General features: G+C 70.0%; 24 protein-coding genes. 6 read left to right on the plus strand and 18 right to left on the minus strand.

The genetic code is table 11. The annotated features are described in order from the left end of the window. Positions 1-66: 66 nt before the first annotated feature. From ACFYWJ_RS26065 to ACFYWJ_RS26085, 5 genes are read right to left on the minus strand one after another with little or no spacing between them, the layout of a single operon-like run. Positions 67-1,215 (minus strand): thiolase family protein, encoded by a 1,149-nt coding sequence (locus tag ACFYWJ_RS26065; RefSeq protein WP_355279393.1) that lies wholly within the window; start codon positions 1,213-1,215, stop codon positions 67-69. Continuing rightward, on the minus strand, positions 1,212-1,619 hold the full coding sequence (locus tag ACFYWJ_RS26070; protein WP_355279395.1) for an OB-fold domain-containing protein: 408 nt from the start codon (positions 1,617-1,619) through the stop codon (positions 1,212-1,214). The genes ACFYWJ_RS26065 and ACFYWJ_RS26070 overlap by 4 nt, the downstream gene beginning before the upstream one ends. Beyond that, complete coding sequence (locus tag ACFYWJ_RS26075; protein ID WP_355279398.1) at positions 1,616-3,169, minus strand: AMP-binding protein; 1,554 nt, start codon at positions 3,167-3,169, stop codon at positions 1,616-1,618. Before ACFYWJ_RS26075 ends, ACFYWJ_RS26070 begins: the two co-directional genes overlap by 4 nt. Positions 3,170-3,208: 39 nt before the next feature. After that, positions 3,209-4,102, minus strand: coding sequence for an SDR family oxidoreductase (locus tag ACFYWJ_RS26080; RefSeq protein ID WP_355279399.1), 894 nt, complete (start codon positions 4,100-4,102; stop codon positions 3,209-3,211). A gap of 1 nt (position 4,103) precedes the next feature. Then, complete coding sequence (locus ACFYWJ_RS26085; protein ID WP_355279402.1) at positions 4,104-4,886, minus strand: crotonase/enoyl-CoA hydratase family protein; 783 nt, start codon at positions 4,884-4,886, stop codon at positions 4,104-4,106. A 129-nt stretch (positions 4,887-5,015) separates the two neighbouring features. Here ACFYWJ_RS26085 and ACFYWJ_RS26090 point away from each other — a divergent pair, with 129 nt between their 5' ends. Beyond that, positions 5,016-5,723 carry a TetR/AcrR family transcriptional regulator gene (locus ACFYWJ_RS26090; RefSeq protein ID WP_355279405.1) on the plus strand — a complete coding sequence of 236 codons (708 nt, stop codon included), beginning with the start codon at positions 5,016-5,018 and terminating at the stop codon, positions 5,721-5,723. 73 nt (positions 5,724-5,796) lie between these two features. On the opposite strand, the gene ACFYWJ_RS26095 is transcribed toward ACFYWJ_RS26090, so the two are convergent. Both ACFYWJ_RS26095 and ACFYWJ_RS26100 read right to left on the minus strand, forming a co-directional pair. After that, a complete protein-coding gene (locus ACFYWJ_RS26095) occupies positions 5,797-6,060 on the minus strand; it encodes a hypothetical protein (RefSeq protein WP_355279407.1) in 264 nt (87 codons plus the stop codon). Positions 6,061-6,099: 39 nt separating this feature from the next. Then, a complete protein-coding gene (locus ACFYWJ_RS26100) occupies positions 6,100-6,330 on the minus strand; it encodes a hypothetical protein (RefSeq protein WP_357349044.1) in 231 nt (76 codons plus the stop codon). Between the two features lie 210 nt (positions 6,331-6,540). Between ACFYWJ_RS26100 and ACFYWJ_RS26105 the strand changes: the two genes are divergently transcribed. After that, positions 6,541-7,254, plus strand: coding sequence for a cutinase family protein (locus tag ACFYWJ_RS26105; RefSeq protein WP_355279412.1), 714 nt, complete (start codon positions 6,541-6,543; stop codon positions 7,252-7,254). A gap of 29 nt (positions 7,255-7,283) precedes the next feature. On the opposite strand, the gene ACFYWJ_RS26110 is transcribed toward ACFYWJ_RS26105, so the two are convergent. The 7 genes from ACFYWJ_RS26110 to ACFYWJ_RS26140 all read right to left on the minus strand — a co-directional run bounded on the left by ACFYWJ_RS26110 (position 7,284) and on the right by ACFYWJ_RS26140 (position 13,046). After that, positions 7,284-7,670: a hypothetical protein gene (locus ACFYWJ_RS26110; protein WP_355279415.1), complete on the minus strand. Its 387-nt coding sequence runs from the start codon at positions 7,668-7,670 to the stop codon at positions 7,284-7,286. Between the two features lie 149 nt (positions 7,671-7,819). After that, positions 7,820-8,980, minus strand: coding sequence for a TetR/AcrR family transcriptional regulator (locus tag ACFYWJ_RS26115; RefSeq protein ID WP_355279417.1), 1,161 nt, complete (start codon positions 8,978-8,980; stop codon positions 7,820-7,822). 17 nt (positions 8,981-8,997) lie between these two features. Continuing rightward, positions 8,998-10,143 carry an acyl-CoA dehydrogenase family protein gene (locus tag ACFYWJ_RS26120; protein WP_355279420.1) on the minus strand — a complete coding sequence of 382 codons (1,146 nt, stop codon included), beginning with the start codon at positions 10,141-10,143 and terminating at the stop codon, positions 8,998-9,000. Between the two features lie 14 nt (positions 10,144-10,157). After that, a complete protein-coding gene (locus ACFYWJ_RS26125; protein ID WP_355279423.1) occupies positions 10,158-10,988 on the minus strand; it encodes an SDR family oxidoreductase in 831 nt (276 codons plus the stop codon). Positions 10,989-11,005: 17 nt separating this feature from the next. Continuing rightward, positions 11,006-11,413: a MaoC/PaaZ C-terminal domain-containing protein gene (locus tag ACFYWJ_RS26130; protein WP_355279426.1), complete on the minus strand. Its 408-nt coding sequence runs from the start codon at positions 11,411-11,413 to the stop codon at positions 11,006-11,008. Then, complete coding sequence (locus ACFYWJ_RS26135) at positions 11,410-11,868, minus strand: MaoC family dehydratase N-terminal domain-containing protein (RefSeq protein WP_355279429.1); 459 nt, start codon at positions 11,866-11,868, stop codon at positions 11,410-11,412. The genes ACFYWJ_RS26130 and ACFYWJ_RS26135 overlap by 4 nt, the downstream gene beginning before the upstream one ends. Next, a complete protein-coding gene (locus ACFYWJ_RS26140) occupies positions 11,868-13,046 on the minus strand; it encodes a lipid-transfer protein (RefSeq protein ID WP_355279431.1) in 1,179 nt (392 codons plus the stop codon). The genes ACFYWJ_RS26135 and ACFYWJ_RS26140 overlap by 1 nt, the downstream gene beginning before the upstream one ends. A gap of 124 nt (positions 13,047-13,170) precedes the next feature. On the opposite strand from ACFYWJ_RS26140, the gene ACFYWJ_RS26145 reads away from it, so the two are divergent. Next, positions 13,171-14,718, plus strand: a complete 1,548-nt coding sequence (locus ACFYWJ_RS26145; protein WP_355279434.1) for a long-chain-fatty-acid--CoA ligase — start codon at positions 13,171-13,173, stop codon at positions 14,716-14,718. A 138-nt stretch (positions 14,719-14,856) separates the two neighbouring features. Beyond that, positions 14,857-16,017, plus strand: coding sequence for a zinc-binding dehydrogenase (locus ACFYWJ_RS26150; protein WP_355279437.1), 1,161 nt, complete (start codon positions 14,857-14,859; stop codon positions 16,015-16,017). A gap of 36 nt (positions 16,018-16,053) precedes the next feature. On the opposite strand, the gene ACFYWJ_RS26155 is transcribed toward ACFYWJ_RS26150, so the two are convergent. Continuing rightward, on the minus strand, positions 16,054-17,241 hold the full coding sequence (locus ACFYWJ_RS26155; protein ID WP_355279439.1) for a helix-turn-helix domain-containing protein: 1,188 nt from the start codon (positions 17,239-17,241) through the stop codon (positions 16,054-16,056). Positions 17,242-17,399: 158 nt separating this feature from the next. Here ACFYWJ_RS26155 and ACFYWJ_RS26160 point away from each other — a divergent pair, with 158 nt between their 5' ends. Beyond that, positions 17,400-18,731, plus strand: coding sequence for an MFS transporter (locus ACFYWJ_RS26160; RefSeq protein WP_355279442.1), 1,332 nt, complete (start codon positions 17,400-17,402; stop codon positions 18,729-18,731). Positions 18,732-18,963: 232 nt separating this feature from the next. Here the strand turns inward: ACFYWJ_RS26160 and ACFYWJ_RS26165 are convergent, their stop codons facing one another. Then, a complete protein-coding gene (locus tag ACFYWJ_RS26165; protein ID WP_355279445.1) occupies positions 18,964-20,412 on the minus strand; it encodes a carboxylesterase family protein in 1,449 nt (482 codons plus the stop codon). Between the two features lie 106 nt (positions 20,413-20,518). Here ACFYWJ_RS26165 and ACFYWJ_RS26170 point away from each other — a divergent pair, with 106 nt between their 5' ends. Further along, positions 20,519-21,172, plus strand: a complete 654-nt coding sequence (locus tag ACFYWJ_RS26170) for a TetR/AcrR family transcriptional regulator (protein ID WP_355279448.1) — start codon at positions 20,519-20,521, stop codon at positions 21,170-21,172. A 20-nt stretch (positions 21,173-21,192) separates the two neighbouring features. Here ACFYWJ_RS26170 and ACFYWJ_RS26175 read toward each other — a convergent pair whose 3' ends face one another. Then, complete coding sequence (locus ACFYWJ_RS26175; RefSeq protein ID WP_355279451.1) at positions 21,193-21,705, minus strand: hypothetical protein; 513 nt, start codon at positions 21,703-21,705, stop codon at positions 21,193-21,195. Positions 21,706-21,815: 110 nt separating this feature from the next. Further along, on the minus strand, positions 21,816-22,370 hold the full coding sequence (locus tag ACFYWJ_RS26180; protein WP_355279454.1) for a hypothetical protein: 555 nt from the start codon (positions 22,368-22,370) through the stop codon (positions 21,816-21,818). Positions 22,371-22,452: the final 82 nt, after the last annotated feature.

The following is a 22,452-nucleotide window of genomic DNA, read 5'->3' on the forward strand; positions in this document are numbered from 1 at the left end:
CGCGGCTCCGATCACTCGAGTCGAGACGCGCGTTGCGTGGTGAGCTGCCGAATCGCGGTTCATCCGCTACTCCCCCGCCCGCAGGATGTGGACGGCGCAGACCGCGCCGAGGCCGACCATGTGCGCCAGCCCGGTGCGCGCGCCACGGTGCTGGCGGGGTCCGGCCTCGCCGCGGAGCTGGGTGGTGATCTCACCGATCTGACCGACCCCGGTGGGACCGATCGGATGCCCCGCTCCCAGCAGTCCGCCGGACGGGCTGACCGCCACCCGGCCGCCGAGGTCGAACTCGCCCCGTGCCAGGGCAGCCGCGGCTTTGCCTTCCTCGACCAGCCCCATCGCTTCGACGTACTGCAGTTCTTCGATCGTGAACGCGTCGTGGAGTTCGACCACGTCCAGATCGTCCGGCTCGATCCCCGCCTGGTCGTAGGCGGAGCACACCGTCGCCCGGGTGAGTTCGGCATCGAAACTCCGTGCGCCGTACAGTTCTTCGCTGCGCAGGACCGAGGCCAGCACCCGCACACAGCGCGAGCGGTCCAGGCCGAGCGCATCGATGGCGTCGTCGGAGACGACGATCGCCGCTGCCGCGCCTTCGCCGAGCGGACAGCATTGCAGACGGGTCAGCGGACCGGCCAGCAGCGGACCGGCGAGCACCTCCTCGATGGTGCGCGCCTTCGGCCGCTGCGCGTCCGGGTTCAGCGCCGCGTTGGCGTAGTTCTTCACCGCGACCGCGGCCAGCTGATCGGGCGTCGCGCCGTAGCGGTCGAGGTACTCCGAGGCCAGCAGCGCGAAGTGCGCCATCGGCGGCACAGAGGCGGCCGCCGGAGTCGGAACACCGGTCGGGGCGGGTACCACACCGGCGGCCGGGAGCTTGTCGACCCCGAGGACCAGCGAGATATCGCTCGTCCCCGCGGCCACGTCGTGGCAGGCCAGCCGGAAGGCGGTGGACCCGGACGCCGACGCGTTCTCCACCTGCGTCATCGGTACCCCGGTGACGCCGAGGTGTTTGAACAAGGGCCGCGACACCGCCATCCCGAGCAGCGCGGTCGCGGTGTACACGCTGTCGACGGCGGGCCACGCGACGCCCGCGTCACCGAGCGCCGCCCGGACCGCGGTCAGCCCCAGCTGGACATAGGGTGTGTCGCCGGGCTTCTGGTAGCGATGCCTGCCGACACCGGCGACGTAGACCGGTCGCTGCTGGGCGAGCGTGATCTTCACCTGTCCCCCTGGATGATCGGCAGGAACCGCACCTCGGCGACCTGCTCGCCCCCGCGTTCGATCGGCACGGTGACCGCCCGCACGCGCGTGCCGATTCCGGCGTCGTCGGCATCGATCAGCACCGCGCGCACCATCGGTCCCTCGTCGAGCACGATCGATGCCAGCGTGTAGGGAGCGTCGGCGGAAGGACGCGGCGCGAGATGGACCGTGGTGACGGCCGTGATCGTGCCGGTGCCCGCCAGGGCCACTCGCCGGACGAGTTCGCCGTGGTCGCCGTTGTTCTCGGAGCCGTACGCCTGGAAGGGGTAGGACACGAACCCGCTGGAGTCACGCAGGCCGAACAGCCGGGGCACTCCGTCGGCATCGACGTCGTAGAGGGCGGGCTCCGCCGACACGGTGGTCATGCCGTCGCTCCCTTGTTCGCCGCGTAGTGGGCGCGCAAGACGCGTTTGAGTTTCTTGCCCATCGAGTTGACCGGAATCTCGTCGATGAACTCGATCTCCCTTGGCCACTTGTATTTGGCGAGCTTGCCGTCGCAGTAGGCCAGGATCTCCGCGGCGGTCAGGCTCGCGCCGGGAACGGTCTGCACGAAAGCGATCGGTTGTTCGCCGTGGTCGTCGTCGGGCGCCCCGATGACCGCGACATCGACCACCTGCGGGTGTGTCACGATCACGGCTTCGCTCTCGGCGGGATAGATGTTCACCCCGCCGGCGATGATCATGTCGGTGATCCGGTCGGACAGGAAGAGCACACCCTCGTCGTCGAGATAGCCGACGTCGCCGGTGTAGTAGAAGCCGTCCGCGTCGATCTCGTCCTCGGTCAGTGGTCCGCGGCCGAGGTAGCCGCTGATGACGGCGGGAGTCTTCACGATGATCTCCCCGGCGGTGCCCGCGGGCACGGGGCGCCGCGACTCGTCGACGATGCGCACCTGGACCTGCCGGAACGGGAAACCGGTCGCGGCGGGCTTGCGCCGCAACAGTTCCGGGGTCGCGCCCGCGATCATGCCCGCCTCGGTCGCACCGTAGACCTCGTAGACGACATCGCCGAAGGCCTCGATGGCCTGCCGCTTGAGCTGAGCGCTGAACGGCGCAGCGCCGCCGCCGAGGAATCGCAGCGTCGAGGTGTCGTAGCGGGCGCGGACCTCGGTCGGCAGTTTGAGGACGCGATGCAGCATGGTCGGAACCGAGATCCAATGGGTCACCCCGTGTCCGGCGATCAGTGCCAGTACCTCTTCGGCGTCGAAGCGCCGCTGGAAGACCACGGTGCCGCCGGTCGCGAGGGCGAACTCGGTGTAGGACGGACCGGCGCCGTGATGCATCGGCAGGTTGATCAGGGTCCGGTTGCCCGGACCGCCCGCGGCGAAGTCGAACTGCACCGAGGTCCGGTAGTCCCGGAGAACGGCCTCGTCGACATCGGTCTGAAAGCTGGCCAGCGGTGCGCCTTTGGGCGCGCCGGTCGTGCCGGAGGAATAGATGATCAGCGGCGCCAGCGACGCCGCCACCCGGTCGCGCTCCGTGCCCTCGGCGATCAGCTCGGCCAGCAGCTCGGTGCCGTCGGCCGCGACGTCGATCGACACGATGACCTTCAGCTCCAGCGGTGCCCACGCCTCGACGACGGTGGTGGGATCCGCGTCGTCGACGACGGCGGCCGTCACCGCGCAATCGGTGGCGATGTACAGCGTTTCCGGTGGCGAGAGCCGGTAGTTCACCGCGACGATGACCGCTTTCAGCTTGGCCAGCGCCAGCGAGACGATCAGCCATTCCAGGCGGGTGTGCATCCGCACCGCGACGCGGTCGCCCTCGGACACGCCGCGCCGGGCCAGCGAGTCCGCGAGCCGGTCGGCGCGCGAATTCCAGTCGCGCCAGGTGAGTGTGCGGTCGCCCTCGGTGGCGCAGACGGCATCGAGATCAGCGGGCGCGTACGCGGGTGACGGGGTCAGCGAGTGTGTGGACATGATGGCTCCTCTTCGAGCGATGCGAGCGGTCGAGCGAGGTCAGGACAGTCCGCCGCGGGCGCCGCCGCTGACGGGGATGACCTGACCGGTCACGAAATCGGACAGGGGCGAGGCGAGCCAGAAGATGGCGTCGGCGGCCTCCCGGATGGTTCCGGTGCGGCCCAGCGCGGCGCCGAACATCGGGCGGGGCGCGAACAGGTCACGCTCCTCGGTGGGGTCGAAACCCATCGCCGCGAGCGTCTTGTCGGGCACCCCGAGTGCCACCTCGCGCCCGTCGACGGTGATGGTCTGTCCGGCGGATCGCGGTGCGCCGAACCGGGTCTGGATCACGCCGAACGCGACGGCGTTGACATTGACGTTGGCCGAGCCCCATTCGGTGGCGAGCGTCTTGGTCAGGCCGATCAGGCCCGCCTTCGCCGCCGCGTAGTTGGCGGCTCCGGCCGTGCCGAAACTGGCGGCCAGGGAGGTGACATTGACGATCTTGCGGTGCCGGACGGCGCCGCCGCCAGCCTCCGCGCGACCGGCGTCGCGGAAGTAAGGCGCGGCGGCCCGGCAGATCCGGAACGGTGCCAGCAGGTGGATGTCGAGCATCGCCTGGAACTGCTCGTCGGTCATCCGGTGCACGGGGGCGTCCCAGAAGTAGCCCGCGCTGTTGACGATGATGTCGATGCCCTGGCCGAGGGCGGCCGCGGCGGCGACGAGCTTGTCCGGGACCGACGGGTCGGTGAGGTCACCGGCGAACGGCACCGCGTCGTTGCCGAGTTCGCCGGCGACCTCGCTCGCGAGATCGGCGTCGAGGTCGGCGACGACGACGCGGGCGCCGCTGGCGGCCAGCGCCTCGGCGGTCGCGCGGCCGATGCCGTTGCCCGCGCCGGTGACGATCGCGGTTCTGCCCGCGAGCAACGTGCTGGTGAGAGTCGGGGTGGTCAGCATGTCAGCGGCCTTTCCATTGCGGCGCGCGCTTGTCGATGAACGCGCGAATTCCTTCTCGGGTGTCTTCCGACTGAATCGCGGGTCCGGCGAACTCCCACTGCCGCTGCCAGGCCTCGTCGTCGGACCACTCGTAGCTGTGCTCGACGATCGCCTTGCTCGCCACGACGGCCAGCGGTCCCGCCGCCACGATCTGCTCGGCCAGCTCCACCGCGGTCGCCACGGCCTGGCCCACCGGCACCAGCCGATTCACCAGCCCCATCCGGTGGAATTCCGCGGCGGGCAACGGCCTTCCGGTCAGGGCCAGTTCCATGGCGACGTTGAACGGGATCTTGCGCGGCAGCCGGAACAGCCCGCCGCCGACCGCGACCAGCGCCCTGGCCGCCTCGGGCAGGCCCATCTGGGTCGCCTCGGTGGCGACGATCAGGTCGCACGCCAGGCACAGCTCGAAGCCACCGGCGAGCGCGTCGCCCTCCACCGCGGCGATGAGCGGTTTGGCCGGCGGCTTCGCCAGCACACCGAACCCGCCGCGGCGCGCGGACACTCCCATGTCGCCGACCGCGGCGGCCACGAGGTCCTGTCCGGCCGAGAACGTCGGACCCGCGCCGGTGACGACCGCGACCCGGAGTGTGTCGTCGGCCTCGTAGTCGTCGATGACGGCTTCCATGGCTCGCGCGGTCGCGCCGTCGAAGGCATTGCGGCGCTGTACCCGGTCGATCGTGATCAGCAGCACCTGATCGTCGGATCGTCGCTCGGTGCGGATGACGCTGTCGGAGCCATCGGTCATGTGTCGTTCCTTCGGTGGTCGGGCGCCGTGGTCGGCGTCACAGTCGAACCAACCATAGATACTTACTGACCGTCAAGCAAGTTTCTTCGGTGTCGAACGGTCAGCAAGTTGACTGCTACCGTTCTCCGCATGACCGGAAATCAGGGGAAGACCAGCAAGAAGCCACCCGCGAGCTCCGGAACGACGACGACCGCCGCGACCCGCCGCACCCAACAGGAACGGACCGCGCAAGCCGAACAGGCACTGCTCGACGCGGCGGCGGCACTGTTCGCGCGGCGCGGTGTCGACCGGACTTCGCTCGCCGATGTGGGACTGGAGGCGGGCTACAGCCGCGGTCTGGTCAACCACCACTTCGGCAGCAAGGCCGCGCTCATCGATCGGCTGGCCCACGACATCCAGGCGCGGTTCGTCGCCGGGGTCGTCACCAAGATGACCGAATCAGGCGACGACGCCGTCGAGACCCTGGTCGGCCTGGTCCAGGACTACCTGTCGGCGCTGGTCTCCGAACCCGACGCGGGTCGGGCCTTCTTCGTCATGTGGTCCTCCGCAATCCCGGACGAGGCGACCCTGCGGTCGATCTTCGCCGCCGACGACGCACTGTTCCGGCTGGGCGTGGAGACCGTGGTGCGCGCGGGACAGGCCGAAGCGACCGTGGACAGCGAGCTCGACCCGGCCGCGACCGCGGTGACCCTCGTCGGCATGCTGCGCGGCGTCGGCGCGCAGTACCTCATCGCGCCGGACGCCGTCGCGTTGACGGCCGCGATCGAGGCCGGTCAGCGCTTCGTCCGGCAGAGCCTGTCCCCCACGACGCAGCGAAAACCTTCCCGCGCGAAGTGAATTCGCCCTCGCCGCAACAGAACGACGCCGCCGCCCCGCAGTGCGGGAACGACGGCGCCGTGGGTCGGGCGGGTCAGAAGTCGGTGCTGCCCGCGGTGAGGTCGAGCAGCGCCTGGCACAGGGGGTTGTGCGTCGGGCTGTCGCCGTCGGCGAAGCAGGCGCCGAACAGTACGAAGCCCAGTGGCCAGGCCAGCAGGATTCGCGCGGATCCCGACGCCGATCCGGTCGGCGAGTCCGCGACCGGCGTGATCACCGCCGGCGCGGCCTGCGCCGGTGCCAGCGCCACTCCGGCGGAGAGTGCCACCGCGACAAGGGATGTGGTGAGTAGTCGGCCCATGAAGGAATACCTCGGATCAGGTAGGGGATGTTCCGGGGATCAGGCCGGGTCGGATTCGGAACTGCCGTGGCCGATCTCGTAGATCAGGGCGCAGACCGGTCCGTTCGGTTCGGCGTCGCAGAGCAGGATGTAGAGCGCGCCGAGCGGGATGGTGATCAGTGGCGCCAGCGAGGAGCCGGAATCGCCGGAACCCGACGCGGATCCGGATTCCGCGATCGGAGCGACGGGGGCCGGGGCCGCGTGCGCCGGACCCAGGGATGCGCCTAGCATGGCGCCCGAAAGAGCAGTGGCGGCAAGTGTTCTGGTCAGTAGATGAGTCATGGCTACCTCCTATGAATGTGCTCGCCGACACTAGTCGAGTCCCAATATTGTGAAATACCCCAATTTTACTGTCTGTCACTGCGGGGCGGGCCGTGAGAACGTGCGCGAACCCGGTCTGTCCGGCCCCACATCGCCCCTCGGCGCAATACAGTGGGCGGCATGCGTGGACGATCCCGAATCCTGCTGCGTTCGGCGGCGACAGTCACGGCGACACTGGCGCTCACGGCCCTCCCGACCGCGGCGGCCGAGCCGTCCACCGGCCCCACCGGCTGCGCGGAGGTGCGCGTCGTCACGGTCCGGGGCACCCTCGAACCGCAGATCGGCAGCCTGCTCCTGACCCCGCTCGGCAAGCGGATCGCCCAGGAATCCGGGCGCACGACCACCGTGACCGAGCTGGAGTACCCGGCCTCGATGGCGCCGGACAGCTCCGTGCGCGGCGTCGAGAACCTGACCGCGCTGCTGAACACGACCGCCGCCGCCTGCCCGGACCAGCAGCTCGTCCTGCTCGGCTACTCGCAGGGCGCCCGCGTCATCGGCAACACCCTCGCCGCCCGCGCTGCGGTGACCGACCAGGCCGCCGCGCGGATCGACGCCATCGCCCTGTTCGGCAGCCCGCTGTTCAACGGCGCCGAACCCTACGATCGCGGCAGCTACGATCCCGCCCTGTCCGGCACCGGGTCGCTCCCCGTGGGCGCCCTCGCCGAATTCGCCGACCGCCTGCGCGACTACTGCAACGCGGGCGACCGGGTCTGCCAGGGCGGTAACCCGGCCGCCGGCTTCGGAAACGCGCTGAGCTACGGCCATTTCGCATACTTCGTCAACGACAACCGCGACCAGGCCGCGGCCTTCGTGCACGAGCGGCTCGGCGCCTGACCTGTCGGTCGAGCGCCGGGCCGCTCGGCTCAGGGCCGGTCGACGTCGGCAAGAATGGTCTCGGGCTTGAAGATCACCTTGTAGTGATAGCGGCTCACCTCGGCGGATTCGAGCTGTTCCACGAAGTAGCTCACATTGTCGGAGAGTCCGAGGAAGTGCTTCTTGTACTCGTCGTCGCCGGTCTTACAGGTGACCTCGAGCTGGTTGTTCTCGTCCTTGATCGAGCACTTGCCCTCGATGGACAGCAGGTACTTGTCGGTGATCCCGTTGAAGAACACCACCCGACGGTCGATCTTGAACTGGTCCGAGTCCTTGGACAGATTCTTCGACACCACATCGGCATCGCTCGAACACCCGGTCGCGATGACGGCGCCCGTGGCCAAGGCCACCGCGGCGGCGACGATTCTCGGATTCATGTCCTACCCCCTGTTGCCCGAGCCCGGACGACGGTCCCGGACTCCTCCCCCTCGAAGATAGCCGACCGCAACACCTTTCGACCGTCCTCCACCGGTCGATCGATTCAGCTCATCGCGGACGCCCGCCGCGTGGGCCGAACGCGCCGCGGTCATCGCCCGGACGTCTGCTCCGGAAGGCCGAGGGCGGCGACGGCGATCGCGGCCAAGGGACCGCTCAGCAGGCGAACATCGGAAAACGTGCTGTCCCTGGCGATGTCGTTCATCGCCATGAGCGTGGCCTGCACGGTGACCAGGGCTTGCTCTCGGGTCAGGGCGGGGCGCGCCGCACGGCAGAGCGTGACCCATTCGCTGACGTAGTCACGCTGGGCCTGCAGCAGCGGTTCCGCCTGGGCGCCGAGGCTGCGGACCTCGGTGACCAGGATGTCGACCAGGGCCGGGTGCCGCAGGGTGAAGTCGGCGTAGACCCCGGCCAGCGCGCGCAGCGCGGCGCCCTCGTCGGGCGCGGCCAGCAGCGTGTCGTCCAGGGTGACCTGGAGATAGCCGTTGGCCCGGTGCAGGGCGACGTCGAGGATCTCCAGCTTGCTGGTGAAGTGGTTGTAGACACTCGAGGTGGACAGGCCGACGGCCTCGCCGATCTCCTCCATCCCGGTGCTCGCGTAGGTCTGATCGGCGAAGATCCGCAGGGCCGCGCGCAGGATCTGTTCGCGCTTGCTGCCGCGGGCCAACCCCGCCGGTGGTGGAACCAGCGGTGGCGCAGGCACGTCCACCTCGGTGGCCAGCACCGCCGCGGCGATGCCGACCAGGGTCGACCGGAATTCCTCGACGGGCAGCGTGGTGCCGTGGAAGGCCGGGCTGAGCAGGGCGGCCAGCGCCATGCGCGCGCGCAATCGCGCGCCGAGGCCGGGAGCGTCGCCGGTCGTCGCCACCGCGAACGCCTCGCACAGCCGGTCGAGCCGGGCGACCAGGTCCAGCCGCTGCGGGCGCGGGAGGTGGCGTGCCTCGCGCACCCACAGCAGTGGCGCGGTGCGCCTGCCGACCGCGAAATCGGCGACCGCGTCCAGGACGTCGGGGCCGTCGAGCGTGCTCGCGAACCGGTCGAGCGTCTGCTCGATGGCGGCGCGCAGCAGGTCGTCCTTGCCGGTGAAGTGCCGGTAGAGCGCCGAGGGACCGACACCGACCGCGGCCGCGACATCACTCATCGCGACGTTCTCGAAACCGCTGTCGGCGAACAGCGACGCGGCCGCGTCGACGATCAGTTCGCGACGGTTGGCCGGACGTTTGCGGCGCACGGCGGCGGACGGTGAGGACACCACGGGGATGCTACCGCTCAGCCCAACCGCAGTGATCGGCCGATGATCTCCTGCATGATCTCGCTCGTGCCGCCGTAGATGCGGGCGATCCGCGAATCGAGATAGGCCCTGGCGATCGGGTATTCGAGCATGTACCCGTAGCCGCCGTGCAATTGCACGCAGGCGTCGATCACCCGGCTCTGGAGTTCGGTCGCCCAGAGCTTGGCCTTGGCCGCGTCGACCGCGCTCAACCGGCCCGCGTTCAATGCGGTGATGCCGCGGTCGACGTAGGTCTGGGTGATCTCGACCTCGGTGACCAGGTCCGCGAGCCGGAACCGGGTCGCCTGGAAATCGCCGATCGCGCGCCCGAACGCGCGGCGCTCGCGCACGTAGTCGATCGTCTCGCGCAGCGCGGTGGTCGCACCGGCCATGGCCGCGACCGCGATCGACAACCGCTCCTGGGGCAGGTTGTTGCTGAGCCCGAAGAACCCCGTGCCCTCCTCGCCGAGCAGGTTGGCCGCCGGAACCCGCGCGCCGGCGAAGGACAGCTCCGCGGTGTCCTGGGCGTGCAGGCCGACCTTCTCCAGGTTGCGCCCGCGGGTGAATCCCTCGGTGTCGCGCTCGACCACGATCAGGCTGATACCGCGGTGCGGGTGCTCGCCGGTGCGCACCGCGGTGATCACCAGATCGGCGTTGATGCCGTTGGTGATGAAGGTCTTCGCGCCGTCGAGCACATAGTGCTCGCCCTCGCGGACCGCCTTGGTGCGGATACCGGAGAGGTCGGACCCGGTCCCCGGCTCGGTCATGGCGATCGCGACGATCGTCTCGCCGGTGGCGACGCCGGGCAGCCAGCGCGCCTTCTGCTCGTCGTCGGTCAGCTCGAGCAGATACGGCATGCAGACGTCGGCTTGCAGTGTCGGACCGAGGACCGCGGGGGCGACATCGACCGCCGCGGCCTCCTCGATCAGAATCGCGTTGAACCGGAAGTCCCGTACCCCCGCGCCGCCGAACCGCTCGGGCACCGCCATGAACGCGCCGAGTTCGGCGATGTCGGTGAACAGCGAGCGTGGGACGATGCCCGCCTTCTCCCATTCCGGATAGCCCGGCACGACGTGCTTGGCCAGGAATTGCCGCACGCTGTCGCGGTAGGCGTCGTGCTCGGGTTCGAAGATCTCCCGGTCCATCGTGGCGTCCCCTCTCAGATGGTGTATCCGCCGCCGCAGACCAGGGTCTGGGCGCTGATGTAATCGGATTCGGGGCGGCACAGCAGATAGACGGCCCCCGCCGCCTCGGCCGGGGTGCCCGCGCGGCCGAGCGGGATCTGCTGCGACATCGCGTCGAGCAGCGCCGGGTTCACGCCGACGGCGAGTTCCCGGCCGCCCACGTCGATGGTGGCGCTGCCGTCGGCGGGCGCTTCGGTGAGGCGCGTGGTGATCAGGCCGAAGGCGACCGTGTTGACGGTGACGTTGAGCCTGCCCCATTCCTTGGCCAGGGTCTTGGTCAGCCCCGTGATGCCCGCCTTGGCCGCGGCGTAGTTGGCCTGACCGGCGTTGCCGCCGAGCCCGGCGATCGAGGAGATGTTGACGACCTTGCGGCACGGCACGGTCTCCCCGGCGGCCCTGGCCCGCTTGACCTCGGTGGAGATGATCGGCTGGGCCGCGCGCAGGATCCGGAACGGTGCCTTGAGGTGGACGTCGAGGATGGCGTCCCACTGCTCGTCGGTCATCTTCTGGATGACGGTGTCCCAGGTGTAGCCCGCGTTGTTGACGATGATGTCGATGCCGCCGAACTCGTCGACCGCGGTCTGCACGAATCGGTCCGCGAAGTCGTCGTCGGTGACGCTGCCCGCGCACGCTACCGCCGAGCCGCCCGCGGCGCGGATATCGGCGACGGTCTGCTCGGCCGGGTCCTTGTCGAGGTCGTTGACGACCACGGACGCGCCGTCGGCGGCGAACTTCAGCGCGATCTCGCGCCCGATGCCGCGACCGGATCCGGTGACGATGGCAACCTTGCCGTCGAGTGTTCCCATGCTGGTGTGACTCCTGATCAGTAGGTTCCCGGCACCGCGACGACCGCGGTGCCGAGCAGGGTGGAGGTGCCGTCGGCGAGGGTGACGGCGAGGCTGAGGGTGGCGAGTCCGTCCGCGACGGCGGTGACCGTCGCGGTGCAGGTCGGCTCCGCGTGGATCGGGGTGATCGCGGTGAAGCGCACCGCGAAGGACCGGATGTCGCGCTGGGGCACCCAGCCGGTCAGCAGGCGGCCGAGGTAGGCCATGGAGAGCATGCCGTGGGCGAAGACGTCGTCGAAGCCCGCGGAGTGCGCGTTGTCGAGGTCGATGTGGATCGGATTGTGGTCGCCGCTGGCACCGGCGAACAACGCCAGCGTGGTGCGGGAGATGGGCGGCAGGGCCAGGGGCGGCAGCTCGGTGCCGACGGTCAGCAGCTCGGTGCTCACGCGGTCACCTCCGGGTTGCGGACGACGGCCACATTGGTGGCCTTGGCGAGAAGCTCGGTGCCACGGCGGAATTCGGTCTCCTTGGTGACGAACTCGAGGGCGCCACCGCGTTTGACGGTCACGTCCACGACGCGCTCGCTGATCTCGACGGTGTCCCCGGCGTAGGCCATGGCGACGTACTCGAAGGCCTGCTCGCCGTGCAGGACCCGGCGCAGGTCGATGCCGAGCTCGTCGAAATAGCCGAAGGGCGACGGCGCTTCGAGGATCAGGCTGAAGAAGAACGTCGGCGGGACGGGCAGATCCGGATGGCCCGCCGCCCGCGCGGCCTCGACGTCGGTGTAGATCGGGTCGGTCTCGCCGATGACGCGCGCGAACAGGCGCAACCGGCCGCGCTCGACGTCGACGGTGAAGGTGGGCAGGGTGAGCGCCAGCGCGCGCTCGATATCGACGGCCATCAGCCGACCTTCTCGTACAGGGTGACCACGGCGGCGCCGCCGAGGCCGATGTTGTGCTGGAGCGCCACGGTCACACCGTCGACCTGCCGCGCGTCGGCCTGGCCGCGCAATTGCCAGGTGAGCTCGGCACATTGGGCCAGACCGGTCGCGCCGAGCGGATGGCCCTTCGACAGCAGTCCGCCCGAGGGGTTGGTGACCACGCGGCCGCCGTAGGTGTTGTCGCCGTCGCGGATGAACTTCTCCGCGGTGCCCTCGGGGGTCAACCGGAGCGCTTCGTAGCTGAGCAGTTCGTTCGCGGTGAAGCAGTCGTGCAGTTCGACCACCCGGATGTCGGCGGGATCGACGCCCGCGGCCTCGTAGACCTGGTCGGCCGCGCGCCGGGCCATGTCGTAGCCGACGAGCTTGGGCAGGTCGTCGAAGGTGTCGGGGGTGTCGGTCGTCATCGCCTGCGCGGTGATCGCCACGTCGGTGCGCAGGCCGTGGCGCCGGGCGAAGTCCTCGCTGGTGATGATCGCGGCGGCCGCGCCACAGGTGGGCGGGCAGCACTGCAACCGGGTCAGCGGACCGAAGATCTGCGGCGATTCGAGCACCTGCTCGACGGTCACCGCGTCGCGGAACACGGCGAACGGATTGTTCTTCGCGTGAGCGCGCGCCTTGACCGAGATCATCGCGAAGGTCGCCGGGTCGATGCCGTACTTCTCGGCGTACGCGGCGCCCGCGCCACCGAACAACTGCGCGGCGAACGGCGCGTCGCTCGGATCCTGGTGCTGGTGCGCCGCCGCCATGAAGTCGACGAACGGGCTGGGCCGGTCCTGCCATTTCATGGCGAGGGCGCCGCGTTCCATCTGCTCGAAGCCGAAGGCAAGCACGCAGTCGGCGGCGCCGCTGGCGACGGCCTGGCGCGCCAGCCACAGCGCCGACGATCCGGTCGAACAGTTGTTGTTGACATTGACCACGGGGATACCGGTCATGCCAACGCTGTAGAGCGCGCGCTGACCACTCGTCGAGTCGCCGTAGACGTAGCCCGCGTAGGCCTGCTGCACCTGGTCGATGCCGATTCCGGCGTCGCGCAGGGCGTTGCGGACCGCGTCCGCGGCCAGCACGTCGTAGGGCTCGCTCCTGCTCGGCGTCGAGAACGGCACCATCCCGACTCCGGCGACCTGCACCCGTTGCATCACACCACCACCTATCTTGGCGAATCAATATTCACTTCATGGTTGCACGACCCTTGACTTTCCCTCAAGTACCGCAACAATGTCATGTAGATCACACAGATCGGTATTCACAACAGAGGAGTTGGCCGTGCACATCACGCAATCACTGCACGCGGCGCTGCAACGCGATCCCGACCGGATCGCCACGATTTACGGCACCCGCCGCCGCACGGTCGCCGAATCGGTCGATCGCATCGCACGGCTGGCCGGGGCACTGCGCGCGCTCGGTGTCGGGTCCGGTGATCGCGTCGGGATCTACGCCCTCAACAGCGACCGCTACCACGAACTGCTGCTGGCGGTGCCGTGGGCGGACGCGGTGGTCAACCCGGTCAACATCCGCTGGAGCGCGGCCGAGGTCGCCTACTCGCTCGTCGATTGCGGCACCGATGTCCTCGTGGTCGACGACGCCTTCGCCGGCGCCGTCGACGCGCTGCGCGCCGCGGCGCCGAACCTGCGCACGGTCGTCTTCGCCGGCGACGGTCCGACGCCCGAGGGCATGCTCGCCTACGAAGACCTCCTCGCCGCCACGGCGCCGATCCCCGACGCCCGGCGCGGCGGCGACGCGCTCTACGGCGTCTTCTACACCGGCGGTACCACGGGCTTCCCCAAGGGCGTGATGCTGTCGCATCGGGCCTGCCTCACCTCGGCGATGGGCAGTCTGGTCACCACCGACATGCTCACCCGCGGCGGCATGTTGCTGCACGTCGCGCCGATGTTCCACCTGGCCGACATCGCGGCGTGGAACGTCGGCAATCTGACCGGTGCCACCCACGTGATCGTTCCGTCGTTCACCCCGTCGGCCACCGTCGACGCCATCGTCACCCACCGGGTGACCGACGCGCTGCTGGTACCGACGATGATCCAGCTGCTCGTCGACTCCCCCGCCGCGGCCGACGCGGATCTGTCCAGCCTCACCCGCGTGCTCTACGGCGCCTCACCGATCTCCGAGACGGTGATGGCCAAGGCGCGGGCCGTGCTCGCGAACGCGCGCTTCACCCAGGCCTACGGGATGACCGAACTCGCGCCGGTCGCGACCCTGCTCACCGCGCAGGACCACGACGATCCCGCGCTGACCAGGTCGTGTGGGCGCGCGGCGGTCCACGCCGAGGTCCGCGTCGTCGGTGAGGACGACGTCGAACTGGCACGGGGTGAGATCGGCGAGATCGTCGTCCGGGGCGATCACGTGATGTCCGGCTACTGGAACCGGCCCGAGGAGACCGCGGCGGCGCTGCGCGGGGGCTGGATGCACACCGGCGACGCCGGGTACATGGACGCGCGCGGCTACGTCTTCGTCGTCGACCGGCTCAAGGACATGATCGTCACCGGCGGCGAGAACGTCTATTCGGTCGAGGTCGAGAACGCGGTGGCCAAGCACCCGGCCGTCGCCCAGGTCGCGGTCATCGGCGTGCCCGATCAGGACTGGGGTGAGCGCGTGCACGCGGTGATCGTCCTGGCGCCGGGGCAGACCGCGGCCGAGGCCGACATCCGGGAGTTCTGTCGCGAGCACATCGCCAACTACAAGCTGCCGCGCAGCGTGGAATTCCTTGACGCGCTACCGGTTTCCGGGGCGGGCAAGGTGCTCAAGCGCGATCTGCGCAAGCTGCACTGGGCGGACGCCGACCGCGCGGTCCACTAGGGATCGGCGCCCGGAATCGGCCGGGGCGATCATCCGCCCCGGCCGACCGCCGGCGCTACGATGGCGACCGAGACGGCTCGGTAGTGCCGCGAGCCACCCGGGCCCGGGGACGCCCCGGCACCAGCCTAGGAGGAACTCATGCGTGCGTCGGTGGTCAGCAAGGGCGAATTCAGTGTCGAGGACATGCCGACCCCGCAACCAGGGCCGGGCCAGATCCTCGTCACCGTGACCCGCTGCGGTATCTGCGGCTCGGACCTGCACGCCCGGACACACTGCGACGAGCTCGCCGACCTGGCCGTCGCCACCGGCTACAGCGGCTTCATGCGCTCGGACCAGCGGATCGTCCTCGGACACGAGTTCACCGGCGAGATCGCCGAATACGGCCCGCGCACCCACCGGCGCTGGAAGCCGGGCACGCCGGTGGTCGCGATGCCCATCCTGCGCAGCGAGCGCGAACCGCAGCTCACCGGGTTGTCCGTGAACGCACCCGGCGGGTACGCCGAACAGGTGCTGACGCAGGAGTCGGTGACCTTCGAGGTGCCCAACGGCCTCTCGCCCGACCTCGCCGCGCTCACCGAGCCGATGGCGGTGGGCTGGCATGCCGTGCGCAAGAGCCGGATCACCAAGAGCCAGACCGCGTTCGTCATCGGCTGCGGACCGATCGGACTTGCCGTCGTCACCATGCTCAAGGCGGCGGGCGTGCGCACCGTGGTCGCCAGCGACTTCTCGGCGCGCCGCCGGGAGCTGGCCCGTGCCTGCGGCGCCGATGTGGTGGTCGATCCGACCACCGAATCCGCCTGGGCGGCAGCGCCGAAGCCGCCGCGCATCGCCGGCGCCCCGGATCTGCTGAACCTCGCCTTCGACGTCATGGAACGGGTGCGCCGGGTACCGAAGGTGCCGTGGTGGTACCTGTTCCGCGCGGCACACACTCTCGATCGCGGCCCGGCGGGTCCCGTCGTCTTCGAATGCGTCGGCGTGCCCGGCATCATCGACCAGATCCTCACCGACGCACCGCCGTCGACCCGCGTCGTGGTCGTGGGTGTGTGCATGCAGCAGGACACGTTCCATCCCGCCAACGCCATCAACAAGGAGATCGAACTGCGGTTCGTCCTCGGCTACGACCCCGGCGAATTCCGCGACACCCTGCACATGATCGCCGACGGCACCGTCGACCCCAGCCCGCTGATCACCGGCACCGTCGGCCTCGACGGCGTCGACGCGGCCTTCACCGCCCTGGGATCCCCGGACCACCACGCCAAGATCCTCATCGATCCGCGCAGCGACAACGTCACGCCCTGAGCCCGGCGAGGAATCGACCGCCACAGCGGGGCGAGGTCAGCGGCGGAGTTGGGTCCAGGCGTGGCAGGCGGTGACCAGCTCCGCGATGCCGCCGGGTTCGGCCAGGCTGCGCCCGGTGAGTTCCTCGAGCCGGCGCAGGCGCTTGCGCACGGTGTTCGGATGGCAGTGCAACCGCTGCGCGGTGCGGTCCGCCGAGCCCGCGGCCGCGACCCACTCCCGCAGCGTGGCGAGCAGGGTCCGCTGGGTCTCGCCGGGCGCGTCCAGCAGGCCGCCGAGCACCGTCCGCGCGGTCGTGCGGGCGGCGTCGCGGCCGCCGGCCACGAGCACGTTCAGCGGGGTGTTCTCGAATTGTTCGACCGTCGGCGCGCCCGGCATTCCGTCGCGCACCAGTTCGGCGAGGCCGAGCGCCCAGGCGGTCTGCCGCAGTGACCCGAAGACCGGGCTGACGCCCACCGGACCGGTCGTGTGTCTCCGCAGCACCGCCATCGCCTGGTCGGCACGGGCCGGGTTGCGCACCGACAGGACCCCGACCGCGGTGTCGTAGCGGATCCGCCACACCATCGTCACGTCGATCGCCGCCAGGGCCGACACGACCCGCGGCATCGGATCCTGGCCGCGGTCACTCACCGTGGCGATCGCCAGAAACGCCCCGTCGACGGGAAGGCGTAGCGCGCGAGCGACTTCGAGCAGGGTGGCCAGCCCGGGATCCTCGGAGACCAGGACGTCGATGTAGGCCGCGCGTTCACGCTCGCGCTGCGACATCAGGTAGTGCGCCTCCTCGCGGTAGGCGTCGACCATCGCGTCGGCGTCGAGGCCGTGGTTGCGGAACAACGCCTGCAGCAGCTCGATGACGATCTCCGCGGGGACCGCCGGCGCCTGCGCACCGGCGCGGACGACGGCGTTCGACAGCACCAGATAGCCGAGGCGATAGGCGCACAGCACGTCGGCCAGCGGCGCGTCCTGTCCGGCCCGGAGCCTGCCGGTCTCGGCGGGTGGCCCCGGCGCGTGCCCGACGCCGAGCAGGCTGGACAGTCCGGCCTCGAGGTTCACCCGCAATCGGGCCCGCACCTCCGCCACGGTGCCCGCCCCGCCGCCGCGATAGAACGGGATCTCGGCGAACATCCGGCCGGTGATGTGGTCGACCATCGCCGGCAACTCCCGCCGGACCCGGCCGACCACTTCGTGCACCAGCGCGGTATCCGCGGAACCGACCGAATCGAGCATTGATGAATCCCTTTGTCGAGTGTGACGGCCGACACTGTGTGCCGCCGTTCGGTGTTCGCACGACCACTGACCTGCGCGGGCTCGGAACCTAGCGTTCGAGCGGTACCAGTGGAACGGCATCCGCCCTGGTGGATGCGCACAATCGAAGGAGACCGGCGATGACGACGAGCTCAGGGCGCCCGCCCACAGTCAACGAGGCCGATGTCCGCAAAGTGGCCTTGGTCAGCCTCGTCGGCGCCAGTGTCGAGTGGTTCGACTTCTTCCTCTTCGGCACCGCGGCGGCGCTGGTGTTCCCCAAGCTGTTCTTCCCCAGCACCGACCCGGTCACCGGCGTGCTGGCCTCCTTCGGCGTCTTCGGCATCGGCTTCATCGCGCGACCGGTCGGCGGCGTCGTGTGGGGCCACTTCGGCGACCGGGTGGGCCGCAAGAAGGCCTTCATCGCCGCCCTGACCCTGATGGCGGTGGCGAGCGCGCTCATCGGGCTGCTGCCCACCTACGCCACCATCGGCATCGCGGCCCCGGTCGCGCTGACCCTGCTGCGCTTCGCCCAGGGTCTCGCGGTCGGTGGCCAGTGGGGCGGCGCCGCCCTGATGGCGACCGAATCCGCACCGGCGCACAAGCGCGGGTTCTACGGCAGCTTCGCCCAGCTCGGGGTGCCCATCGGCGTGCTGCTCGGGGTGTCGGCCTACTTCCTGCTCTCGGTGTCCTTGGGCGCCGAGGCCTTTCGCAGCTACGGCTGGCGCATCCCGTTCCTGATCAGCATTCTGTTCGTCGGTGTCGTCCTCTACGTGCATCACCGGCTCGAGGAAACGCCCGCCTTCCAGAACCTGCAGCGGGCATCGGCGGAGCAGGCGTCGTCGGCGCAGTCGATCAGCAAGTCGCCGGTGCTCGACGTACTGCGCGAACACTGGGGACGGGTGGCGCTGGCGGGCGGCGCCTTCATCGTCGTGAACGCGACTTTCTACCTCTACATCACGTTCATGCTCGACTACGGGACCCGCACCCTGAAACTGAAGATGGCCGACGTCCTGCTGCCGCTCAGCCTGGCGACCACATTGCTGCTCGTCTGCATGCCGCTGTTCGCGGCGCTGTCCGACCGCGTCGGCCGCAGGCCGCTGTACACCGCGGGCGCGCTGCTCACCGCGCTGTGGGCCTTCCCCTTCTTCACCCTGGTGGACACGAAGACCTTCCTGGGGCTGACGGCCGGGCTCGCCGTCGGCATGACGTTCCTGACGATGATGTACGGCCCGCTGGCGGCGTTCTTCGGCGAGCTGTTCCCGCCCGAGGTCCGCTACAGCGGAGCATCGCTGGGCTACCAGCTGGGGTCGGTGATCGGCGGCGCCGCGACGCCACTGATCGCCGTCGAGCTGCTCGACCGCACCGGCTCCACGACCGCGCTGTCGCTCATGCTGATCGGGCTGTCGCTGCTGGCGGTGGTGTGCATCCGGCTGCTCGCCGGGATGCACACCCAGGACGGCCACGAGCGCTGACCCGATCGACCGGCTGAGCCGACGCTTCGCTCGGGAACGCCGCGCCTGTGACGCGGTGCCCCGGGCGAATCCGTTGCGCCCCATGCTCATCGGCCGGTGATCGCCCGGACCATGCCGAGGGCGGCCACCGGCACCGCCGCTGACCCGTGGGCGAATCGGGTGGTGAGACGACGCCATCGCCACGGAGGGGCGCTGGGTCGCCAGCACCAGGTGGATACCGGCGGTGCGGATGTCATCGGTGTCCCTCCGGCGAATCGAAGGTCTGTGTGAAGGGCGCGTCGGCGTGGTAGGCAGGCCATCCCGGATCGCCGTCGGTGGCGAAATCAACCCACGCGCGGTGCATCTCGTCGGCCAGCCGCTGCGGCGGGTTGTCGCCGGTCAGCGCGTGTGCCCGGTCGAGGGTGTCGAAGACGAACGGCAGTTCCAGCGCGTGGCACGCGCCGAGCCCCAGTACCTCGGTGGACCAGCCGAATTCGTAGAGATAGCCGGAACCCCCGGCGGCCTCGGCCAGCTTCCGGGCGGGTTCACCGAAGATCCGGTCGGTCACGATCTCGCAGAAGGCATCGCCGGGCGTGGGATTGGATCGGCGCGACGTCCACGCGGCGACGGCCGCCGGGCCGATGCCCGCGCGGGCCAGCATCACGGGCAGCGTCTGCTCGTCGATCCCGGCCACGAGTCCCAGTGGCACCGCGAAGAAGCGGAACTCCTCGGCATTGGTGCCGACGAGGAGCGGAACGCCGCGACGCGCGCCCGCACGCACCTGGTCCAGCGGCGCACCGGACACGAGATCGTCGTCGATGACCGGGAACATGCTCATCAGACCAGCTCCGCCCGCGATCACCGAGGCACCCCAGCGCGTCGGATCGGGGTCGAGCGCCAACGCCGTTCCCACGTCGGCCTGAGCCTGCAGCAGGCGCTCCGGCGACAGCTCGCCGAAGTCCGTCGCGGTCGCGGAGGTGGCCAGCAGCTGCGCGACTTCGGCGGTCACGCGGGCGGCATCCGTCGTGGTGGCCACCGCCGAGGCGTTGCCGCTCTGCAGGACGGCGCGGTGGAACAGGCCGACGGCAGGCGCGGCGGTCAGCAGACACGCCACGCTGATCGCGCCCGCGGACTCGCCGAACACGGTGACATTGCCGGGATCGCCGCCGAACGCGGCGATGTTCTCCGACACCCAGCGCAGTGCCAGCACCTGGTCGTGGAGGCCGCGATTGAGCGGGGCGCCGGGAAGCACGGCGAAGCCCGGAATGCCGAGCCGGTAGTTGATCGACACCAGCACCACACCGTCGCGGGCGAACGCGGCACCGTCGTAGAGCGGATGCGAGTTCCCGCCGCGGGTGAACGCGCCCCCATGGATCCAGACCAGCACCGGCAGGCCGGCGCCTGCCGGGTCCGGCGTCCAGACATTGAGGTTCAGGCACTCCTCGCCCGCGATCGCCGGGCCGCCGATGAGGGCCTGCATCGGTCCCGGATAGGGCAGCTGGGGGCAGGTCGGCCCGAACTCGTGCGCGTCCCGCACGCCAACCCAGGGAGTCGCCGGTTCGGGCAGCCGGAATCGCGCCGGACCCACCGGCGGGGCGGCGTACGGAATGCCGAGAAAGCTCGTCACACCGTGGGCGCTGGTGCGGCCCCGTATCCGTCCGCCACCGGTGGACACGATCGGTTCCGCCACGGTCTTCGTCATCCTGACCCACTCTCCCTACCGATCGATCGATCGGCTTCGTGATCAGGGTCACAGATGGGCCGGTACACTGTCAACCGATCGATCGTCAGGGAGACAAGGAGTGGGCATGTCAGGACCCGACGTGCGGGAGATCGCCCTCCGGCAGCGCAGGCTGGCCGCCGAGGCGCCGACGCTGCCCGAGGCGGCGACCCCGCCCGGGACCCGGGGCGCGATCCTGCGAGCCGGGCTGGCCCTGTTCGCCGAGCACGGCTTCCACGGCAGTTCCATCCGGCAACTCGCCGCGGCCGTCGGCATCACCACCGCCACCCTGTACGCGCACTACCCGTCCAAGGACGACGTGCTCGTCGAACTGGTCCGGATCGGGCACGAGGAGATGTGGCACCGGCTCAGCGCGGCGTCGGCCGACGTCGCCGGACCGACCGCGCGGCTGACGGCCCTGGTCGAAGCCCACGTCCGGCTACACATCGACTACGCCCCGCTGGCGGTCGTCGTCAACAACGAACTCCACGCCCTGGCCCCCGAGCGGGCGGAACCGGCGCTCACGATGCGCGACAAGTGCTTTCAGCTGCTCGTCGACACGATCCGGGACGGCGCGGCCGCCGGCGAGTTCACGGTCGACGATCCATACCTGGCGGCCATCGCGATCGCCAGTATGAACATGCGGGTAGCCAACTGGTACGACCCGAACCTGAACTACCGCCCCGACCAGGTCACCGCCCGCTACGCCGGGTTCGCGCGCGACATCGTCCGCGCCGGGTGACACCGGCCGGGAATCGCGCGTCAGTGCTCCGAGGAGCCCGGTTCGCCGCCCGTTTTCCGGTCGACCGGCCCGACCCTGCGTGGCTTCATGGTCGGCCGTTGTCCCGCGGGCGACGACTCCGTCCCGGCGCGTTTCCGGCGCGACGCACCGAAGTCGATGACATTGCGTTCGTGCTCGACGCTCCCGCCGCCCGGCGGCACCGGCCGCCCCTGCGCGTCGGCCGACCACGAGCCGGTCTCCCCCTGCAACTCCGCGCGCGTCACCGGGCGGGTCGGCGCCGGGTCGTACACGGCCTCCGGATACCAGGGCAGGCGCCGGGCCTCGCCGGCGTCCTCACGACCTCGCCGCGGCCGCCGCGGCAGCCGGACGACATTCGACGCCCCGGCCTCGGCCGCACCGGATCCACCGTCGGCGGCCTTCGACTCTTCCCACTTCCGACGCAGCTGCTCCACCGCGTCGAATCGATTTCCACCAGGCCCCGACCCGGCTTCCTGGTCCGACATCGAACTAACCGCGAACAGGCGTCGCGACACCCATCGATCCCACAGCGGCGGACACTCCGAACTTCCTCTCAGGTCTTTCCTTCACCTTCACATTCTGCATCAAGACACCCATGACTCGTCTTCGACCCGGCTCGGGCCGGCTAGGTGCGGGTCTTCGGGGTCGTCGGTGGGGTCCTGGCCTCGCTGCGGTACTGGTCCCACCAGGAGGCGCTCTCGTTCGGCGCGGCGCTCGGCTCCTTCGGCGGCGCCGACGGGCTCGGGATGCCGAGGGCCCGCAGCCGCCAGTCGTCCTCGGGGATCGCGGCGACGATGCGGACGGGGACGACGGCCGTGAGCAGCAGGTAGTTGCCCACGCAGATCATCAGGCAGACCGGCGGGATGGCGACGACGGTCGCGATCCCGAGGGTGCCGAGCTCGATCGGCTCCCTGGCGATGGCGATCACGTTCCCGAAGACACTCGCCAGCACGGCGGCCACGAGCAGCAGCTCGTAGACCCGCACCAGCGAGGTGGCCTTCTCGTCACGGATACCCACGAGGGTGATGAAGGTACAGGCCACCAGCGCGACGGTGAGCCCGGCGACGACCGGCCACAGCCAGGTCAGGTCCTCGGGGACGCCGGCGATCCGCGCGAGGGTGGAGGTGAAAGTGAAGGAGGCGATCGCCGCGGCGACGACAAGTAACAGCCCTAGGCCCACAAGCAGCTTCGGCACGGTGAACGGAACAGGTCGAGGGAAAGGGTCCGTGTGGTCCATCAGGCTCCATCCTACGGGCTACGGC

The organism is Nocardia sp. NPDC003269, from assembly GCF_042888005.1.
Classification (GTDB): Bacteria; Actinomycetota; Actinomycetes; order Mycobacteriales; family Mycobacteriaceae; genus Nocardia.

Bases quoted from the DNA above. Each gene is read 5' to 3' on its own strand.
- ACFYWJ_RS26070 (WP_355279395.1), bottom strand. From the start codon at position 1,619: ATGACCACCGTGTCGGCGGAGCCCGCCCTCTACGACGTCGATGCCGAC.
- ACFYWJ_RS26075 (WP_355279398.1), bottom strand. From the start codon at position 3,169: ATGTCCACACACTCGCTGACCCCGTCACCCGCGTACGCGCCCGCTGAT.
- ACFYWJ_RS26080 (WP_355279399.1), bottom strand. From the start codon at position 4,102: ATGCTGACCACCCCGACTCTCACCAGCACGTTGCTCGCGGGCAGAACC.
- ACFYWJ_RS26085 (WP_355279402.1), bottom strand. From the start codon at position 4,886: ATGACCGATGGCTCCGACAGCGTCATCCGCACCGAGCGACGATCCGAC.
- ACFYWJ_RS26090 (WP_355279405.1), top strand. From the start codon at position 5,016: ATGACCGGAAATCAGGGGAAGACCAGCAAGAAGCCACCCGCGAGCTCC.
- ACFYWJ_RS26095 (WP_355279407.1), bottom strand. From the start codon at position 6,060: ATGGGCCGACTACTCACCACATCCCTTGTCGCGGTGGCACTCTCCGCC.
- ACFYWJ_RS26100 (WP_357349044.1), bottom strand. From the start codon at position 6,330: ATGCTAGGCGCATCCCTGGGTCCGGCGCACGCGGCCCCGGCCCCCGTC.
- ACFYWJ_RS26105 (WP_355279412.1), top strand. From the start codon at position 6,541: ATGCGTGGACGATCCCGAATCCTGCTGCGTTCGGCGGCGACAGTCACG.
- ACFYWJ_RS26110 (WP_355279415.1), bottom strand. From the start codon at position 7,670: ATGAATCCGAGAATCGTCGCCGCCGCGGTGGCCTTGGCCACGGGCGCC.
- ACFYWJ_RS26120 (WP_355279420.1), bottom strand. From the start codon at position 10,143: ATGGACCGGGAGATCTTCGAACCCGAGCACGACGCCTACCGCGACAGC.
- ACFYWJ_RS26125 (WP_355279423.1), bottom strand. From the start codon at position 10,988: ATGGGAACACTCGACGGCAAGGTTGCCATCGTCACCGGATCCGGTCGC.
- ACFYWJ_RS26135 (WP_355279429.1), bottom strand. From the start codon at position 11,868: ATGGCCGTCGATATCGAGCGCGCGCTGGCGCTCACCCTGCCCACCTTC.
- ACFYWJ_RS26150 (WP_355279437.1), top strand. From the start codon at position 14,857: ATGCGTGCGTCGGTGGTCAGCAAGGGCGAATTCAGTGTCGAGGACATG.
- ACFYWJ_RS26155 (WP_355279439.1), bottom strand. From the start codon at position 17,241: ATGCTCGATTCGGTCGGTTCCGCGGATACCGCGCTGGTGCACGAAGTG.
- ACFYWJ_RS26160 (WP_355279442.1), top strand. From the start codon at position 17,400: ATGACGACGAGCTCAGGGCGCCCGCCCACAGTCAACGAGGCCGATGTC.
- ACFYWJ_RS26165 (WP_355279445.1), bottom strand. From the start codon at position 20,412: ATGACGAAGACCGTGGCGGAACCGATCGTGTCCACCGGTGGCGGACGG.
- ACFYWJ_RS26170 (WP_355279448.1), top strand. From the start codon at position 20,519: ATGTCAGGACCCGACGTGCGGGAGATCGCCCTCCGGCAGCGCAGGCTG.